13 protein-coding genes and 1 riboswitch are annotated in these 13,241 nt (G+C 70.2%); of the genes, 3 read left to right on the top strand and 10 right to left on the bottom strand.

The features are described 5' to 3' along the window. Position 1: 1 nt before the first annotated feature. From ACIBTU_RS16600 to ACIBTU_RS16615, 4 genes are all read right to left on the bottom strand, one after another. Positions 2–1,036, bottom strand: a complete 1,035-nt coding sequence (locus ACIBTU_RS16600) for an NlpC/P60 family protein (protein WP_399126878.1) — start codon at positions 1,034–1,036, stop codon at positions 2–4. Between the two features lie 246 nt (positions 1,037–1,282). Beyond that, the gene (locus tag ACIBTU_RS16605) at positions 1,283–2,308 is read right to left on the bottom strand and encodes an NlpC/P60 family protein (RefSeq protein ID WP_399126879.1); all 1,026 of its coding nucleotides are present in this window, start codon (positions 2,306–2,308) and stop codon (positions 1,283–1,285) included. Between the two features lie 284 nt (positions 2,309–2,592). Further along, positions 2,593–3,945: an NYN domain-containing protein gene (locus tag ACIBTU_RS16610; protein WP_399126880.1), complete on the bottom strand. Its 1,353-nt coding sequence runs from the start codon at positions 3,943–3,945 to the stop codon at positions 2,593–2,595. 32 nt (positions 3,946–3,977) lie between these two features. Next, a complete protein-coding gene (locus ACIBTU_RS16615; RefSeq protein WP_188339365.1) occupies positions 3,978–4,217 on the bottom strand; it encodes a hypothetical protein in 240 nt (79 codons plus the stop codon). 105 nt (positions 4,218–4,322) lie between these two features. On the opposite strand from ACIBTU_RS16615, the gene ACIBTU_RS16620 reads away from it, so the two are divergent. Both ACIBTU_RS16620 and ACIBTU_RS16625 read left to right on the top strand, forming a co-directional pair. Further along, on the top strand, positions 4,323–5,063 hold the full coding sequence (locus tag ACIBTU_RS16620) for a rhomboid family intramembrane serine protease (protein ID WP_399126881.1): 741 nt from the start codon (positions 4,323–4,325) through the stop codon (positions 5,061–5,063). Continuing rightward, entirely contained in the window at positions 5,060–5,341 is a 282-nt protein-coding gene (locus ACIBTU_RS16625; RefSeq protein ID WP_399126882.1) for an Lrp/AsnC family transcriptional regulator, read from the top strand. Before ACIBTU_RS16620 ends, ACIBTU_RS16625 begins: the two co-directional genes overlap by 4 nt. A 37-nt stretch (positions 5,342–5,378) precedes the next feature. On the opposite strand, the gene ACIBTU_RS16630 is transcribed toward ACIBTU_RS16625, so the two are convergent. The 6 genes from ACIBTU_RS16630 to ACIBTU_RS16655 form a co-directional block, all read right to left on the bottom strand. Further along, positions 5,379–6,770: an aminotransferase class V-fold PLP-dependent enzyme gene (locus tag ACIBTU_RS16630; RefSeq protein ID WP_399126883.1), complete on the bottom strand. Its 1,392-nt coding sequence runs from the start codon at positions 6,768–6,770 to the stop codon at positions 5,379–5,381. A 221-nt stretch (positions 6,771–6,991) separates the two neighbouring features. Next, positions 6,992–7,109: riboswitch (SAM riboswitch) on the bottom strand. A gap of 95 nt (positions 7,110–7,204) precedes the next feature. After that, positions 7,205–8,269, bottom strand: a complete 1,065-nt coding sequence (gene trpD, locus ACIBTU_RS16635) for an anthranilate phosphoribosyltransferase (RefSeq protein ID WP_399126884.1) — start codon at positions 8,267–8,269, stop codon at positions 7,205–7,207. A 130-nt stretch (positions 8,270–8,399) separates the two neighbouring features. Further along, positions 8,400–10,037 (bottom strand): cytochrome bc complex cytochrome b subunit, encoded by a 1,638-nt coding sequence (locus ACIBTU_RS16640; protein ID WP_399126886.1) that lies wholly within the window; start codon positions 10,035–10,037, stop codon positions 8,400–8,402. Then, positions 10,034–11,086, bottom strand: coding sequence for a Rieske 2Fe-2S domain-containing protein (locus tag ACIBTU_RS16645; RefSeq protein WP_399126888.1), 1,053 nt, complete (start codon positions 11,084–11,086; stop codon positions 10,034–10,036). The genes ACIBTU_RS16640 and ACIBTU_RS16645 overlap by 4 nt, the downstream gene beginning before the upstream one ends. Continuing rightward, positions 11,083–11,892 (bottom strand): c-type cytochrome, encoded by an 810-nt coding sequence (locus ACIBTU_RS16650; protein WP_399126889.1) that lies wholly within the window; start codon positions 11,890–11,892, stop codon positions 11,083–11,085. The genes ACIBTU_RS16645 and ACIBTU_RS16650 overlap by 4 nt, the downstream gene beginning before the upstream one ends. 81 nt (positions 11,893–11,973) lie before the next feature. Continuing rightward, on the bottom strand, positions 11,974–12,594 hold the full coding sequence (locus ACIBTU_RS16655; RefSeq protein ID WP_188339357.1) for a heme-copper oxidase subunit III: 621 nt from the start codon (positions 12,592–12,594) through the stop codon (positions 11,974–11,976). Between the two features lie 169 nt (positions 12,595–12,763). Between ACIBTU_RS16655 and ACIBTU_RS16660 the strand changes: the two genes are divergently transcribed. After that, positions 12,764–13,165, top strand: a complete 402-nt coding sequence (locus ACIBTU_RS16660) for a hypothetical protein (RefSeq protein ID WP_399126891.1) — start codon at positions 12,764–12,766, stop codon at positions 13,163–13,165. Positions 13,166–13,241: the final 76 nt, after the last annotated feature.

The raw sequence follows: 13,241 nt of genomic DNA on the forward strand, positions 1-13,241 counted from the left end.
CTCAGACGCGGGTCACGGACGAGACGGGCATCATGCCGACCGGGTCGTAGCGGACCGGGGCGCCCGGGTAGGGGGCGTGGATGACCTGTCCGTTGCCGGCGTAGATGCCGATGTGGTGGGCGTCGGCGCCGTACGCGACGAGGTCGCCGGGCCGGGCCTGCGACAGCGGCACCTGGCGGCCCGCGTACCGCTGGGCCTGCGAGGTGCGCGGCAGGGCGACCCCGGCGCGCCCGTACGACCACTGCATGAGGCCCGAGCAGTCGAACGCGGAGGGCCCGCTGGCGCCCCACACGTACGGCTTGCCGAGGGCGGACTGGGCGGCGGCCAGGGCGGTCGCGGCGCGACCGGAGGCGGCGGCTCCGGCGCCGCTCAGGTCGGGGCGCTCGCCGCCGCGCGAGGAGCGTTCGTAGGCGGCGCGGTCGGCGTCCGGCAGGGAGTTGAGCAGCTGCCGGGCGCGGGCGAGCTTCGTCTCGACGCCGCGTTTGTGCCGGGCGACGGCCTTGCGGCTCGCGTCGAGCTCGGCGAGCTTGCGGCGGGCCTCGGTGCGTTCCTGCGCGAGGTCGCGTTGCGCGGCGCGCAGTTCGGTGAGCTCGCCGGCGTGCCGGGCGCTGATCCGGTCGAGGGTGCCGGCCTTGTCGAGGTAGGAGTCCGGGTCGGAGGAGAGCATGAGGGCGAGCGAGGGGTCGATGCCGCCGGAGCGGTACTGGGCGCCGGCGAGGAGTCCGAGGGCGCGCCGCATCGCGTTGATCCGCTCCTGGCCGCGGGCCACCTCGTCCTGGGTGGTGCGCAGTTCGGTGCGGAGCCGGTCGGCCCGCTCGTCGGCCTTGTTGAAGGCCTCGGTGGCCTTCTCGGCCTGCTCGTAGAGGCGGTCGACCTCGGCCTTGGTGTCGGCCGGGGTGTCCTTCGGGGCGGCGTCCGCGGGGACGGCGGCGAGTGCGGCGGCCGCGGAGGCGACGGCCACGGTGAGGACGGTTGCGCGAGTGTTCCGGTCGAGACCGGGGAGCCGAGAGTGCGCAGTTCGGCGATGGGACCCCACGGGAAGCCGCTCTCCCTTCCGCTGACGGACCCCCGTGCTCGGGGGAATGCGCGCCGACAGTAGTCGGGCGCCCCGGCCCCCTCCAACGATCGAACAGCGTCCGCACAACGCGGCACCCCGCCTCTGACGCAGGTCAGTGGCGGGGCGCGGGGTAAGTGCGGGATGCCGGAATTCGCCCGAACGGGCGCGTTTTCCGGTGTCGTTGGTACGAGGATCGCACGCGCACCGGACCGGGCACGGCTCCGGTCAGATGCGGACGCCGAACTGGAAGGATCCGATCGTGCTCATCGACTCGTAGCGGACGACGGCGCCGGGGTGCGGGGCGTGCAGCACCTGGCCGTTGCCGGCGTAGAGGCCGACGTGCGCGAGGTTGTTGAAGAAGACGAGGTCGCCCGGCTTGAGCTGGCTCATGCCGATCTTCGGGCCGTCGTTCTGCTGCGTGTACGTGGTGCGGGTGATGCCCACGCCGGCCTGGTTGTACGCCCACTGGGTCAGGCCCGAGCAGTCGTACGAGTTGGGGCCGGAGCCGCCGGAGACGTACGGCTTGCCGATCTGGGTGGCGGCGGCGCTCAGGGCGGCGGAGCCGCGCTGGGAGGCGGGCACCTCGTTGCCGAGGTCGACGCGGCCGGCGGCGTCGCGGCTGGCGCGCTGCTCCTTCTCGGCCATCTTCTGGCGCTCTTCGGCGGTGAGGGTGTTCAGGAGCCTCTGGGCCTCGCCCAGCTTGCTCTGAACTTCCTTCTTCTTCTTGCCGAGTTCGGTGCGGGTGTCCGCGAGGTCCTTGAGCTTCTCGGAGGCCTCGGCGCGCTCCTGCGCGAGGGTCCGCTGCTTCTCCTGGACCTTCTTGAGCGACTGCAGCTGCTGGGCGCTCAGCGAGTCGAGGGTGGACGCCTTGTCGAGGTAGTCGTCCGGGTCGGCGGAGAGGAAGAGCTGCACGGAGGGGTCGATGCCGCCCGAGCGGTACTGCTGGCTGGCGAGCGAACCGAGGCCCGTGCGCAGCTCGTTGAGATCCTCCTGGCCGCGCGCGACCTTGTCCTGGATCTCGCCGATCTGCTTCTCGAGCTTCTTCTGCTTCTCCTTGGCCCCGTTGTAGAGGTCGGTGGCCTTGCCCGCCTCTTCGTAGAGCTTGTCGACCTTGGCCTTGACCTCCCCCTTGTCGGGGTTCGGCGCGGCGTTGGCGGCCTGCGAGGTGAGGGCCACGGCAGCGGCGGCGGTCGCGGTGAGCACGGTCACACGGGTGCGGCTCGGCTGCTTGGGTCGACGGTGGGACGCCACGAAGGCGAGCTCCTTCTTCCTCCAGCCGCCCACAGACACCCGGTGGGCGGTGCCCTCCGCCGTCGCTCACCTCGTGCGAGCGATCATCCGAGCGGAGGTTCGAGGCCCGACCCTAGTGACCTTCTTGTGATCAGTTCAAATCCTGACGAGAAAATTCTCGGTCACCCACTGCATTCTTTGCCATCAACTCACGTGCAGTGATGTCCGTTTGACGCTACGTTGCGTGAAGGTTTCGCCAATTCGGGCAAGTGGAACGGATGTTGCCGGTCCGGCCGAACCGGACATCAGGCGTGCGAAAGCCTCTTCAGGAGCATCACGGACGGAACCGGACGGGCCCCCGCCTTCGCCACCCCGTCGGCGACCTCCCGGTCCGTCGAGACGACGATGACCGGACGGCCCGGCGGCTCGGCGCGCACCAGCTGACGGATCAGCTCGTCGGCCGTCACGCCCGCCTTCGAGAACAGGACGCGCACCCCGCGCGGCGGCGCGAGCAGCACCGGCGCGGCCAGCTCCGCCCCGTCGAAGACACATGTGACCTCGGCGCCGGTCTGCGCGGCCAGCTGGGACAGCGAACCGAGCAGCCGCAGCCGCTGCTTCTCCAGCGGCATCGTCGGATAGCCGGTCTTCGTCACGTTGTAGCCGTCGACCACGAGGTGGGCCTGCGGCAGCGCGAGCAACTGGTCGAGGATCGCCGGGTCGTGCTCGTGCAGGGCGCGCGCCGCGATGTCCTTCGGGGTCATCCGGCCCGGCTCCACGGCGTCCACCGAGTCGGCGGGCCGCATCGACACCGGCGGCAGCGCCAGCTCCCGGCGCAGCCCCTGCGCCGCCTCGAGCACGGTGTCCAGGAGCAGCCGCACCCGCATGTCCTCGACACTGCGCCCCTCGCGGGCCGCCCTGCGCGAGGCCTCGAGCGCCGCCTCGACCTCGCCGAGCCGCGCCTTGAGCCGCCGGCTCTCGCTCTCGGCGGACGACACCTGCGCCTGCCCCTCGGCCCGTGCCGAGTCGGCCTCGGCCCGCGCCTTGCGGGCGGCGGCCTCACCGCGCTTGACGTCGCTGAGCGCGGCCCGCAGCTTGCGGTGCACGGACTCGGCCTCGCGCCGGGCCGTGTCGAGCTCGGTGCGCAGCCGCTCGGTCTCGGACCGGGTGTGCGCCTGCGCCTCGGCCAGCTGCTCGCGCAGCCGGTCCAGCTCGGCGCGGGTCTCCTCGTCGACGCGCTCGGCGTCGGCCCGCTGGGCCTCCTCGCCGGCCGCGGCGACGAGCTTGACCCAGCCCGCCGGGCGCAGCACGTACGCGGCCGCGGCCACGTCGAGCGGGTCCGCGGCGGGCGGCGGGGTCCCGGAGTCCAGGGCCCCCGCGAGCTCGGGCTGCGCCTCACGCAGCCGCTCCCCGATCCGCTGGCGGAACAGGGTCTCGCTCTCCAGCGCGGCCGCCATCGCGTTCCCGGCGAACTTGGCGCGCCGGGTGGGCGTGAACCGCGCGTACTGGCGCAGCTGGGCCGGAAGTTCGTTCATCGTCAGACCGCCGAAGCCGTCCGAGACGATCGCCACGACCCGCCGCCGTACGCCTTCGGGCAACGGCCGGTCGAGCAGCTCGGCGGCTCCGCCGTCCCCGGCCTCCCCGCCCGTGCTCTCCACCATCCGTCACCCCAAAGTCCGTGGGGACCGCTCCGTCAGGAGTCGGCGCCCGGCCTGTCCACGAGTTCCACCTGGTCCACCGCGTTGCACCAGCGGCAGCGCACCGACTCGATGGTCTCATCGACCACCTTGCGTTCCTCGACGCTCGGCTCACCGGCCAGGTCGAGGTGGACGTACTCCACGACCTTCGAGGAGCGGGTCACGTCGAACCGCGTGAGGTTGCCGCAGAGCGTGCAGCGCCAGCGGGTGGTGGCGGTCGGCAGGGGAACCGTCATCGGACTGTGCCTTCTTTCAGCTCTCGGCTCTCGCGGCCGTCTTGCCCGTAACCCTACGGCCTGCCGTACGCCGTCCGCTCCCCGCCTTGCGTCATGCTCTGTCCCATGATCGGCAACGGGCGTGAGGGCATCGCACGGGCGACCGCGTTCCTGAGGGGCCCCGCCCCCGTCACGTACACCCTGATCGGGGTGTGCTGCGTCGTCTTCGTCCTGTCCCCGGCCTCCGGCCTGAACCCCTCCTACGGCACCGGGGACCGGCTGCTCGCGGCGCAGAGCGCGTACTTCGAGCGGTGGGGCGTGGTGCCCGCGGAGCTGTTCGCGGGGTCCTGGCGGGCGGCGCTCAGCCCGCTGACGGCCCTGTTCGTGCACGGCAGCTGGCTGCACCTGCTCGGCAACATGCTCTTCCTGCACGTCTTCGGCACGATGACCGAGGAGCGCGTGGGCCGGCTGCCCTATCTGCTCTTCTACCTGGTCACCGGGTATCTCGCGCTGTTCGGGTACGCGCTGGCGCACGCGAGCTCGGAGCAGACCCTGGTGGGCGCGTCCGGGGCGATCTCGGCGGTCCTGGGCGCGTTCCTGTACCTTTTCCCGGACGCGCGCGTGACGAGCCTGTTCCCGTTCCTGCTCTTCCTGCCGCTGCGCTTCCCGGCCTGGGTGGTGCTGCCGTTCTGGGTGGCGCTCCAGTGGGCGGCGGCGGGGCAGGCCGGACAGGGCCCGGGGGTGGCCTATCTGGCGCACCTGGTCGGCTTCTCCACCGGCTTCCTCTACGCATGGGTGCGGTACCGGGGCCGGGCTAGAGTGAAGGCGACCCACACCACGGCCACCGAGGGAGACAGCCAGCCGTGATCACCGCGATCGTGCTCATCAAGACCAGCGTGGACCGCATCCCCGAGATCGCGGAGTCGATCGCGGCGCTGGAGAGCGTCAGCGAGGTCTTCTCCGTCACCGGTACGTACGACCTGATCGCCATGGTCCGGGTCGCCCGCCACGACGACCTGGCCGATGTCATCCCCGGCAAGATCAGCAAGATTCCGGGTGTGGAGGCGACGGACACCCACGTCGCCTTCCGCACCTACTCCCAGCACGACCTGGAGGCCGCGTTCGCCATCGGCCTGGACGGCTGAGCGGACCTCCCTAAAAGTCTCGCAGGCCTCGTATGCCTCAGGAGGCCGGGACGCAGCGTCCGTCCTCCGTGCGGTAGTTCCAGCGGGCACCGTCCCGGACCAGCTCGGTCACCGCGGCGACGAAGCGCTCGACGTGCTCGTCGGGGGTGCCCGCGCCGAAGCTGACGCGGATCGCGTTCAGCGACTTCTCGCCGGGCGCGGCCTCGGGGGCACCGCACTCCCCCTGCTGCTGCGGGTCCGAGCCGAGCAGCGTGCGCACCAGCGGGTGGGCGCAGAAGAGACCGTCGCGCACGCCGATGCCGTACTCGGCGGAGAGCGCGGCCGCGAAGTGCGAGGAGTTCCAGCCCTCGACGACGAACGAGATGACGCCGACCCGCGGGGCGTCGTCGCCGAACAGCGACAGCACCTTCACCTCGGGCACCGCCGCAAGGCCCTCGCGCACCTTCCGGATCAGGTGCTGCTCCCGGGCGACGAGGGAGTCGAAGCCCGCCTCGGTCAGCGCCTTGCAGGCGGAGGCGATCGAGTAGACACCGATGACGTTGGGCGAGCCGGCCTCGTGGCGGGCGGCGCTCTCGTGCCACTCGACGTCCACGCCGCCGTCCGCGCGCCGGGCGACCTTGCGCGACGCGCCGCCGCCGGCCAGGTACGGCTCGGCCTCGGTCAGCCAGTCGGAGCGGCCCGCGAGCACGCCCGAGCCGAACGGCGCGTACAGCTTGTGCCCGGAGAAGGCGACCCAGTCGACGTCCAGGTCCTGTACGGAGACGGGGTGGTGGGGGGCGAGCTGGGCGGCGTCGAGGACGATGCGGGCGCCGTGCGCGTGCGCGGCGGCGGCCAGTTCGCGCACCGGCCACAGCTCACCGGTGACGTTCGAGGCGCCGGTGACGCAGACGAGGGCCGGACCGTAGGGGTCGCGGTCGGTGAGGGCGCGCTCCAGGGTGGCGACGGCCTCGTCGGGGGTGCGCGGCGCGTTCAGGTAGGTGACGCGGGCGTCGCGCCAGGGCAGCAGCGAGGCGTGGTGCTCGGTCTCGAAGACGAAGACCTGGCAGTCGGCCGGGAGGGCCTGGGCGAGCAGGTTGAGCGAGTCGGTGGTGGAGCGGGTGAAGACGACCTGGTCGCCCTCGCGGCAGTCGAGGAACTCGGCGACGGCGGTGCGGGAGTTCTCGAACAGGTCGGTGGACAGCTGGGAGAGGTACCCGGCGCCGCGGTGCACGCTGCCGTAGTACGGGGCGTACGCGGCGACGTCGTCCCACACGCGCTGGAGGGCGGGGGCGCTGGCGGCGTAGTCGAGGGCGGCGTAGGTGACTTCGCCGCCGGTGACGAGCGGCACGGTGACGTCGCGGCCGAGGACCGGCAGCGGGGCGCCGCAGGCGGGGTCGGCGGACTCGGCGCAGGCGGTGGCGGTGGCGGCGGAGGGGGTGTGAGCAGACATGGGTGTCTCCCGGCAGGACAAGGCGAAAGGACGGAGAGATCCCGCACGGCGGCACGACAGGGCTCAAAAGGCCGTCGGCGTACGGGTGTTGACCTCGACGCACGGCGGCAGAGACCCGGCCGGGCGGAGGGTGTGGTGGAGAAGGGGCGAGAAGCCCTAGCGCATTCGCTTGCTCACGAGACTGCTCCCTCGAACGACCCAGGACCCCAGGATTCGCGAGGGGTCCGCGCTTGCCATGCGCCTTGCTGCGCACGGCCTGGTCTTCACCCGGGGCACCCCGCCACGGACGGAGGGTTGCCGGACAGCGAGCCGGGGCCTAAATCGCTGTCACTCATGACCTTGCTCAGCATCCTGCCACACGTCCCGGAAACGGCAAGGGCGCAGTCCAGAATCTGGACTGCGCCCTTGTTCGCGCGGGTGCGGGCGGGTGCGGGTCAGCGCTGGGTGGCGGCCACCCAGCGCTCCAGGGCCGCCTTGGCCGCCCCGCTGTCGATCGAGTGCGCGGCCCGCTCCATGCCGGCCGCGAGCTGCTCGGTGAGCGTGCCCTCGCCCGGGCGCACGGCGACGAGCGCGGCCGCCGAGTTGAGCAGCACGGCGTCGCGGACCGGCCCGCGCTCGCCGTCGAGCAGGCGCCGCGCCACCTCCGCGTTGTACGCCGGGTCGCCGCCGCGCAGGGCCTCGATGGGGACCGGCTCGATGCCGACGTCGCGCGGGTCGAAGCGCTCCTCGCGCACGGCGCCGTCGCGCACCACCCAGACGCGGGAGCTCCCGGTGACGGTCAGCTCGTCGAGGCCGTCGTCGCCGCGGAAGACGAGCGAGGAGTTGCCGCGCTCGGCGAAGACTCCGGCCACGACCGGGGCCATCCGGGCGTCGGCGACCCCGACGGCCTGGGCGCGGACCCGGGCCGGGTTGGTCAGCGGGCCGAGCAGGTTGAAGACGGTACGGATGCCGAGCTGGCCGCGGGCGGCGCCGGCGTAGCGCAGCGCGGGGTGGAACTTCACGGCGAAGCAGAAGGTGATGCCCGCCTCCTCGGCGACCTGGGGCACCCGGGAGGGCGGCAGGTCGAGGTTGACGCCGAGCTTCTCCAGGACGTCGGAGGCGCCGGAGGCGGAGGACGCCGCCCGGTTGCCGTGCTTGACGACCTTGGCGCCCGCGCCGGCCACCACGATCGCCGACATGGTCGAGATGTTGACGGTCTTGGCGCCGTCGCCGCCGGTGCCGACGATGTCGACGGTCTCGCCGGGCACCTCGATCACGTTGGCGTGCTCGTACATGCCGCGGACCAGACCGGAGATCTCCGCGACGGTCTCGCCCTTGGCGCGCAGGGCCACCGCGAAGCCGGCGATCTGCGCGTCGGTGGCCTCGCCCCGCATGATCCGGTCCATCGCCCACGCGGTGTCGTCGGCGCTCAGGTCACGGCCCTCCAGCAGGCCGTTGAGGACGGAGGGCCAGGAACGGCCCGCCGCGGTGTCGCCTCCAGCGGGGGTCAAAGCGCTCATCGCCGCTCCTGGTGATACGCGTAGGACAGGTGGGAAAGGGGTGCTCCCACCTTATCCAGTGCCAGGACGGCGAAGAGCCCCCGTCCAGTGCCTGGACGGGGGCTCCTGCCGTGGCGAACAGCGTCAGAGATCAGTGGTGGCCGTGGCCGCTGGTGATCTCCTTGTACTCCTCGGCGGTGGGCTTGGAGATCTGGTTGTGCTCTCCGTAGTAGCCCTTCGAGAGCTTGGCGCGCAGCTTCTGCACGCGCGACAGCTTGCGCTCCACACCGTTCTCGTCGACCGTCGGGCCGAGCTCCAGCGGCGCGTACTGCTCGTGCGCCGTGAGGGTGTGCAGGGCGTCCTGGTTCAGCGGCTCGTGGACCTCGATGAACTCACCGTGCGGCAGGCGCTTGATGATGCCGGACTCGCGTCCGTGCAGCACCTTGTCCTTGTCGCGGCGCTGGAGGCCGAGGCAGATCCGCTTGGTGGCGATGAAGACCACGACCGGCATCACGAAGAAGCTGATGCGGACGAACCAGGTGATCGCGTTGATCGACAGGTGGAAGTGCGTGGCCCAGAGGTCGTTGCCACCACCGATCATCAGCACGAAGTACCAGGAGATCCACGCGGCGCCGAACGCGGTGCGCGTCGGGGCGTTGCGCGGGCGGTCCAGGATGTGGTGCTCGCGCTTGTCGCCGGTGACCCAGGACTCGATGAACGGGTAGACGGCGATGGCGACCAGGACCAGCGGGAAGATCACCAGCGGGATGAACACACCCAGGACGAGCGTGTGACCCCAGAGGTTGATCTCCCAGCCCGGCATCGTACGGATCAGGCCTTCGGAGAAGCCCATGTACCAGTCGGGCTGGGCGCCCGTGGAGACCTGGTCCGGACGGTACGGGCCGATGGCCCAGATCGGGTTGATCGTGGCGATCGCGGAGATGACCGCGATGACACCGAAGACCAGGAAGAAGAAGCCACCCGCCTTGGCCATGTAGACCGGCAGCAGCGGCATGCCGACGACGTTCTTCTCGGTCTTGCCGGGGCCCGCGAACTGCGTGTGCTTGTGGTAGAAGACCAGGATCAGGTGCGCCACCATCAGGCCGAGCATGATGCCCGGCAGCAGCAGGATGTGGACCGAGTAGAACCGGGCCACGAAGTCGCCGCCCGGGAACTCTCCGCCGAACAGGAAGAACGAGAGGTACGTGCCGACGATCGGCACGGACAGGACCGCGCCCTCCATGAAGCGGACACCGGTGCCGGAGAGCAGGTCGTCCGGGAGCGAGTAACCGGTGAAGCCGGTGAACATGCCGAGGACGAACAGCAGGAAGCCGAACAGCCAGTTGACCTCACGCGGCTTGCGGAACGCACCCGTGAAGAACACGCGCATCATGTGCACGAACATGCCGGCGAGGAAGATCAGCGCGGCCCAGTGGTGGATCTGCCGGATGAGCAGACCACCGCGCACATCGAAGCTGATGTGCATGGTCGAGTTGAACGCCTCGGACATCAGCTGACCCTGCAGCGGGATGTAGCTGCCGTTGTACTCCACCTCGTTCATCGACGGGTGGAAGAACAGCGTCAGGTACACACCCGTGAGGATGATGATGATGAAGCTGTACATGCAGATCTCGCCGAGCATGAAGGACCAGTGGTCCGGAAAGATCTTGCGCATGTTGGCCTTGGCCAGGGAGTAGATCCCCAGGCGGCCGTCGGCCCAGTCGGCGACGCGCTCGCCGGCCGGCGCCTTCTCGCGGGAAGACGCCTCGTTGGTGGTCGTAGTACTCATCCGCGCTCCCAGAAGGCAGGACCGACGGGCTCGTCGAAGTCGCCGAGCGCCGCGAGGTGGCCCTCGTCGTCAATACCGATGCGCAGCTGCGGCAGAGCGTGACCCGCCGGGCCGAAGATCACCCGCGCGCCGTCGGAGAGGTCGAAGGTGGACTGGTGGCAGGGGCACAGCGCGTGGTGCGTCTGCTGCTCGTACAGGGAGATCGGGCAGCCCACGTGGGTGCAGATCTTCGAGTACGCCACGATGCCCTCGTGCGACCACTCGAGCTCGCGCTTGTCCTTGATGTTCTCCGGCTGGATCCGGACGAGCATCAGGGCGTCCTTGGCGATGTTCGTCTGGAAGTCGTGGTCGTGCTCCTCCAGGCCCTCGGGCTTGGCGAAGGTGAGCGAGCCGACCGGGATGTCCGAGGGACGCAGCGGCTCGTTCGTGTTCATGTTGACGAGCTTGAGGCCCTTCTTCCACGACGTGGTGCGCAGCTTCTTCTCGGGCAGCGGCCCGAGGTCGCGCAGCAGCACCACACCGGAGAGCGGCACCATGGCCAGCGCGCCGAAGAGCGTGTTGCGGATCAGCTTGCGGCGGCCGAACTGCGACTCGCGCGCACCGTCGGCGAAGTCCTGCAGGACCTTCGCCTTGACCTCGGGCTCGGCCTCGATCGCGTGACGCTCCTGCGCCACCTCGACGTCCGACATCAGCGTGCGGGCCCAGTGGACCGCGCCGGCGCCGATGCAGAACAGGGCCACGCCCAGGGTCGTGCCCAGCGCGAAGTTCAGCGCGCTGATGTGACCGAGCGGGAAAATGTACACGCTCTTGTCGACGTCGAGGGTGACGTACGAGGCGATGAAGCCGATCGTGGCCAGCATCGAGAGCGTGAACAGGAAGGCGACCACACGCTCGGACCGCCTGGCGGCCCGGTCGTCGATGTCCTGGATCCGGTGCTCGTGCTCGGGCAGACCCGGGTCGGCGAAGGGGTCTTCCTTCACCGCGACCGAGCCGTGGGCCTCGGTGTCCTGCGCGGGCAGGTTCTCTTCTGGAATGTCTTGGCTACTCATGACTTCTTGGCCTTTGCGGTCCGAGCGGCGACCCAGATGGCGACGGCGATCAGGGCGCCGAGACCGAAGATCCACGCGAAGAGGCCCTCGCTGACGGGACCGAGCCCGCCGAGCTTGAGGCCACCGGGGCTCTCGGACTTGTCACCGTTGACCGTGTCGAGGTACGCGATGATGTCCTGCTTGTTCTGCTTGGTCATCGTCGTGTCCGGGAACGACGGCATGTTCTGCGGGCCGGTCTGCATGGCCTCGTAGATGTGCTTCGGGTCGACGCCCTCGAGCGTCGGCGCGAACTTGCCGTGCGTCAGGGCGCCACCCTCGCCGGTGAAGTTGTGGCACTGGGCGCAGTTGGTGCGGAACAGTTCGCCACCCTTGGCGATGTCCGCGCCTTCCGGGTTGTAGTCCTTCTTGGCCGGCGCGACCGGACCGGCACCCAGCGAGGCGACGTACGCCGCGAGCTGGTCGATCTCGGCCTGCGTGTAGATGACCTTCTTCTTCGGGACCTGCGCGCCGGGCTGCTGGGCCGGCATACGGCCGGTGCCGACCTGGAAGTCGACGGCGGCGGAGCCGACACCCACGAGGCTCGGGCCGTCGGTGGTGCCCTGACCGCCGGTTCCGTGGCAGCTGGCGCAGCCGACGGCATAGAGCTTCTTGCCCTCGTCGATGGCGAGGGACTGGGCGGTTTCATCGGCCTGCGCCTTGCTCGCGGGCGCGAACGCGGCGTACAGCCCCCCGGTGGCCGCCAGCGCGAGGAGTAGGACGACGACCGCCGCCAGCGGATGGCGTCGTCGTGCGGAGAGCTTTTTCACGGATTACCCCGGTGTCAGGATCTTCTGCGTCGGTGCTGCGGGAATGGGTCGGGCACGGTGCCCGAGGAGTGATCTTCCGGACTACTTGATCAGGTAGATCGTGGCGAAGAGGCCGATCCAGACGACGTCCACGAAGTGCCAGTAATAGGACACGACGATGGCCGCGGTCGCCTGCTCGTGAGTGAACCTCCGGGCCGCGTACGTCCTGCCGAGGACGAACAGGAAGGCGATGAGGCCGCCTGTCACGTGCATGCCGTGGAAGCCGGTGGTCAGGTAGAAGACCGAGCCGTACGGGTCGGAGGAGAGCGAGAGCCCGTCCTTCTTGACCAGCTCGGTGTACTCGTACACCTGACCGCCGATGAAGATCGCACCCATGATGAAGGTGACGATGAACCACATCCGGAGCTTCTTCACGTCACCGCGCTCGGCGGCGAAGACGCCGAGCTGACAGGTGAGAGAGGAGAGCACCAGGATCGTGGTGTTCGTCGCGGAGAACGGAAGGTTCAGCGCGGACGCCATTTCCTTCCAGTGCTCCGGTCCCGTCACCGATCGCAGGGTGAAGTACATCGCGAAGAGGGCCGCGAAGAACATCAGCTCGGAACTCAGCCAGATGATGGTTCCGACGCTGGTGAGGTTCGGTCGATTGACCGACGGGTGCGCGTGCCCGGTTTCTACTGTCGTTGCTGTCGCCACGACCGACATTATGTCGGTCGCTTATCTCGCCCTCACCCCGGGGGGTGCCGTTCGGAGTGTCTGACCCTCGTGTCCAGCCCATATGGCCCATCGCGGGCCCGTACGAACCGGTGTTGACGGGGTGTCGGGAGGAGTAGGCTCCGGCGCAACCGAACGACGCCGATGTCTCGGAGGAACGATGCAGTCGACCGCGACGGTCCTGGTCTACAGCGACGACGCCAACACGCGCGAGCAGGTGCGCCTCGCCACCGGCCGCAGGCCCGCTGCCGATGTCCCCGAGGTCCGGTTCGTCGAGTGCGCGACGCTCCCGGCGGTCCTCAAGGAGCTGGACCGCGGCGGCATCGACGTCTGCGTGCTGGACGGCGAGGCGACTCCGGCGGGCGGGATGGGCGTGTGCCGGCAGATCAAGGACGAGGTCTTCCGGTGTCCCCCGGTGCTGGTGCTCATGGGGCGCCCGCAGGACGCCTGGCTGGCCACCTGGAGCCGTGCGGAGGCCGCGGTGACCCTCCCGGTCGAGCCGGTCGAGTTCGCGGGCGCTCTGGCCGCCCTGCTGCGTTCCCGGCTGGCCGTCGGGGCCTGACCGGCCCGGCACAGCGGCCGACTCCCGTGCGCCGTGGCGTACGGGAGTCGGAAGTGTCACATCCGGAGCCCGGCTC

The organism is Streptomyces sp. NPDC050145 (assembly GCF_044460245.1).
In the GTDB taxonomy this organism is placed as follows: domain Bacteria; phylum Actinomycetota; class Actinomycetes; order Streptomycetales; family Streptomycetaceae; genus Streptomyces.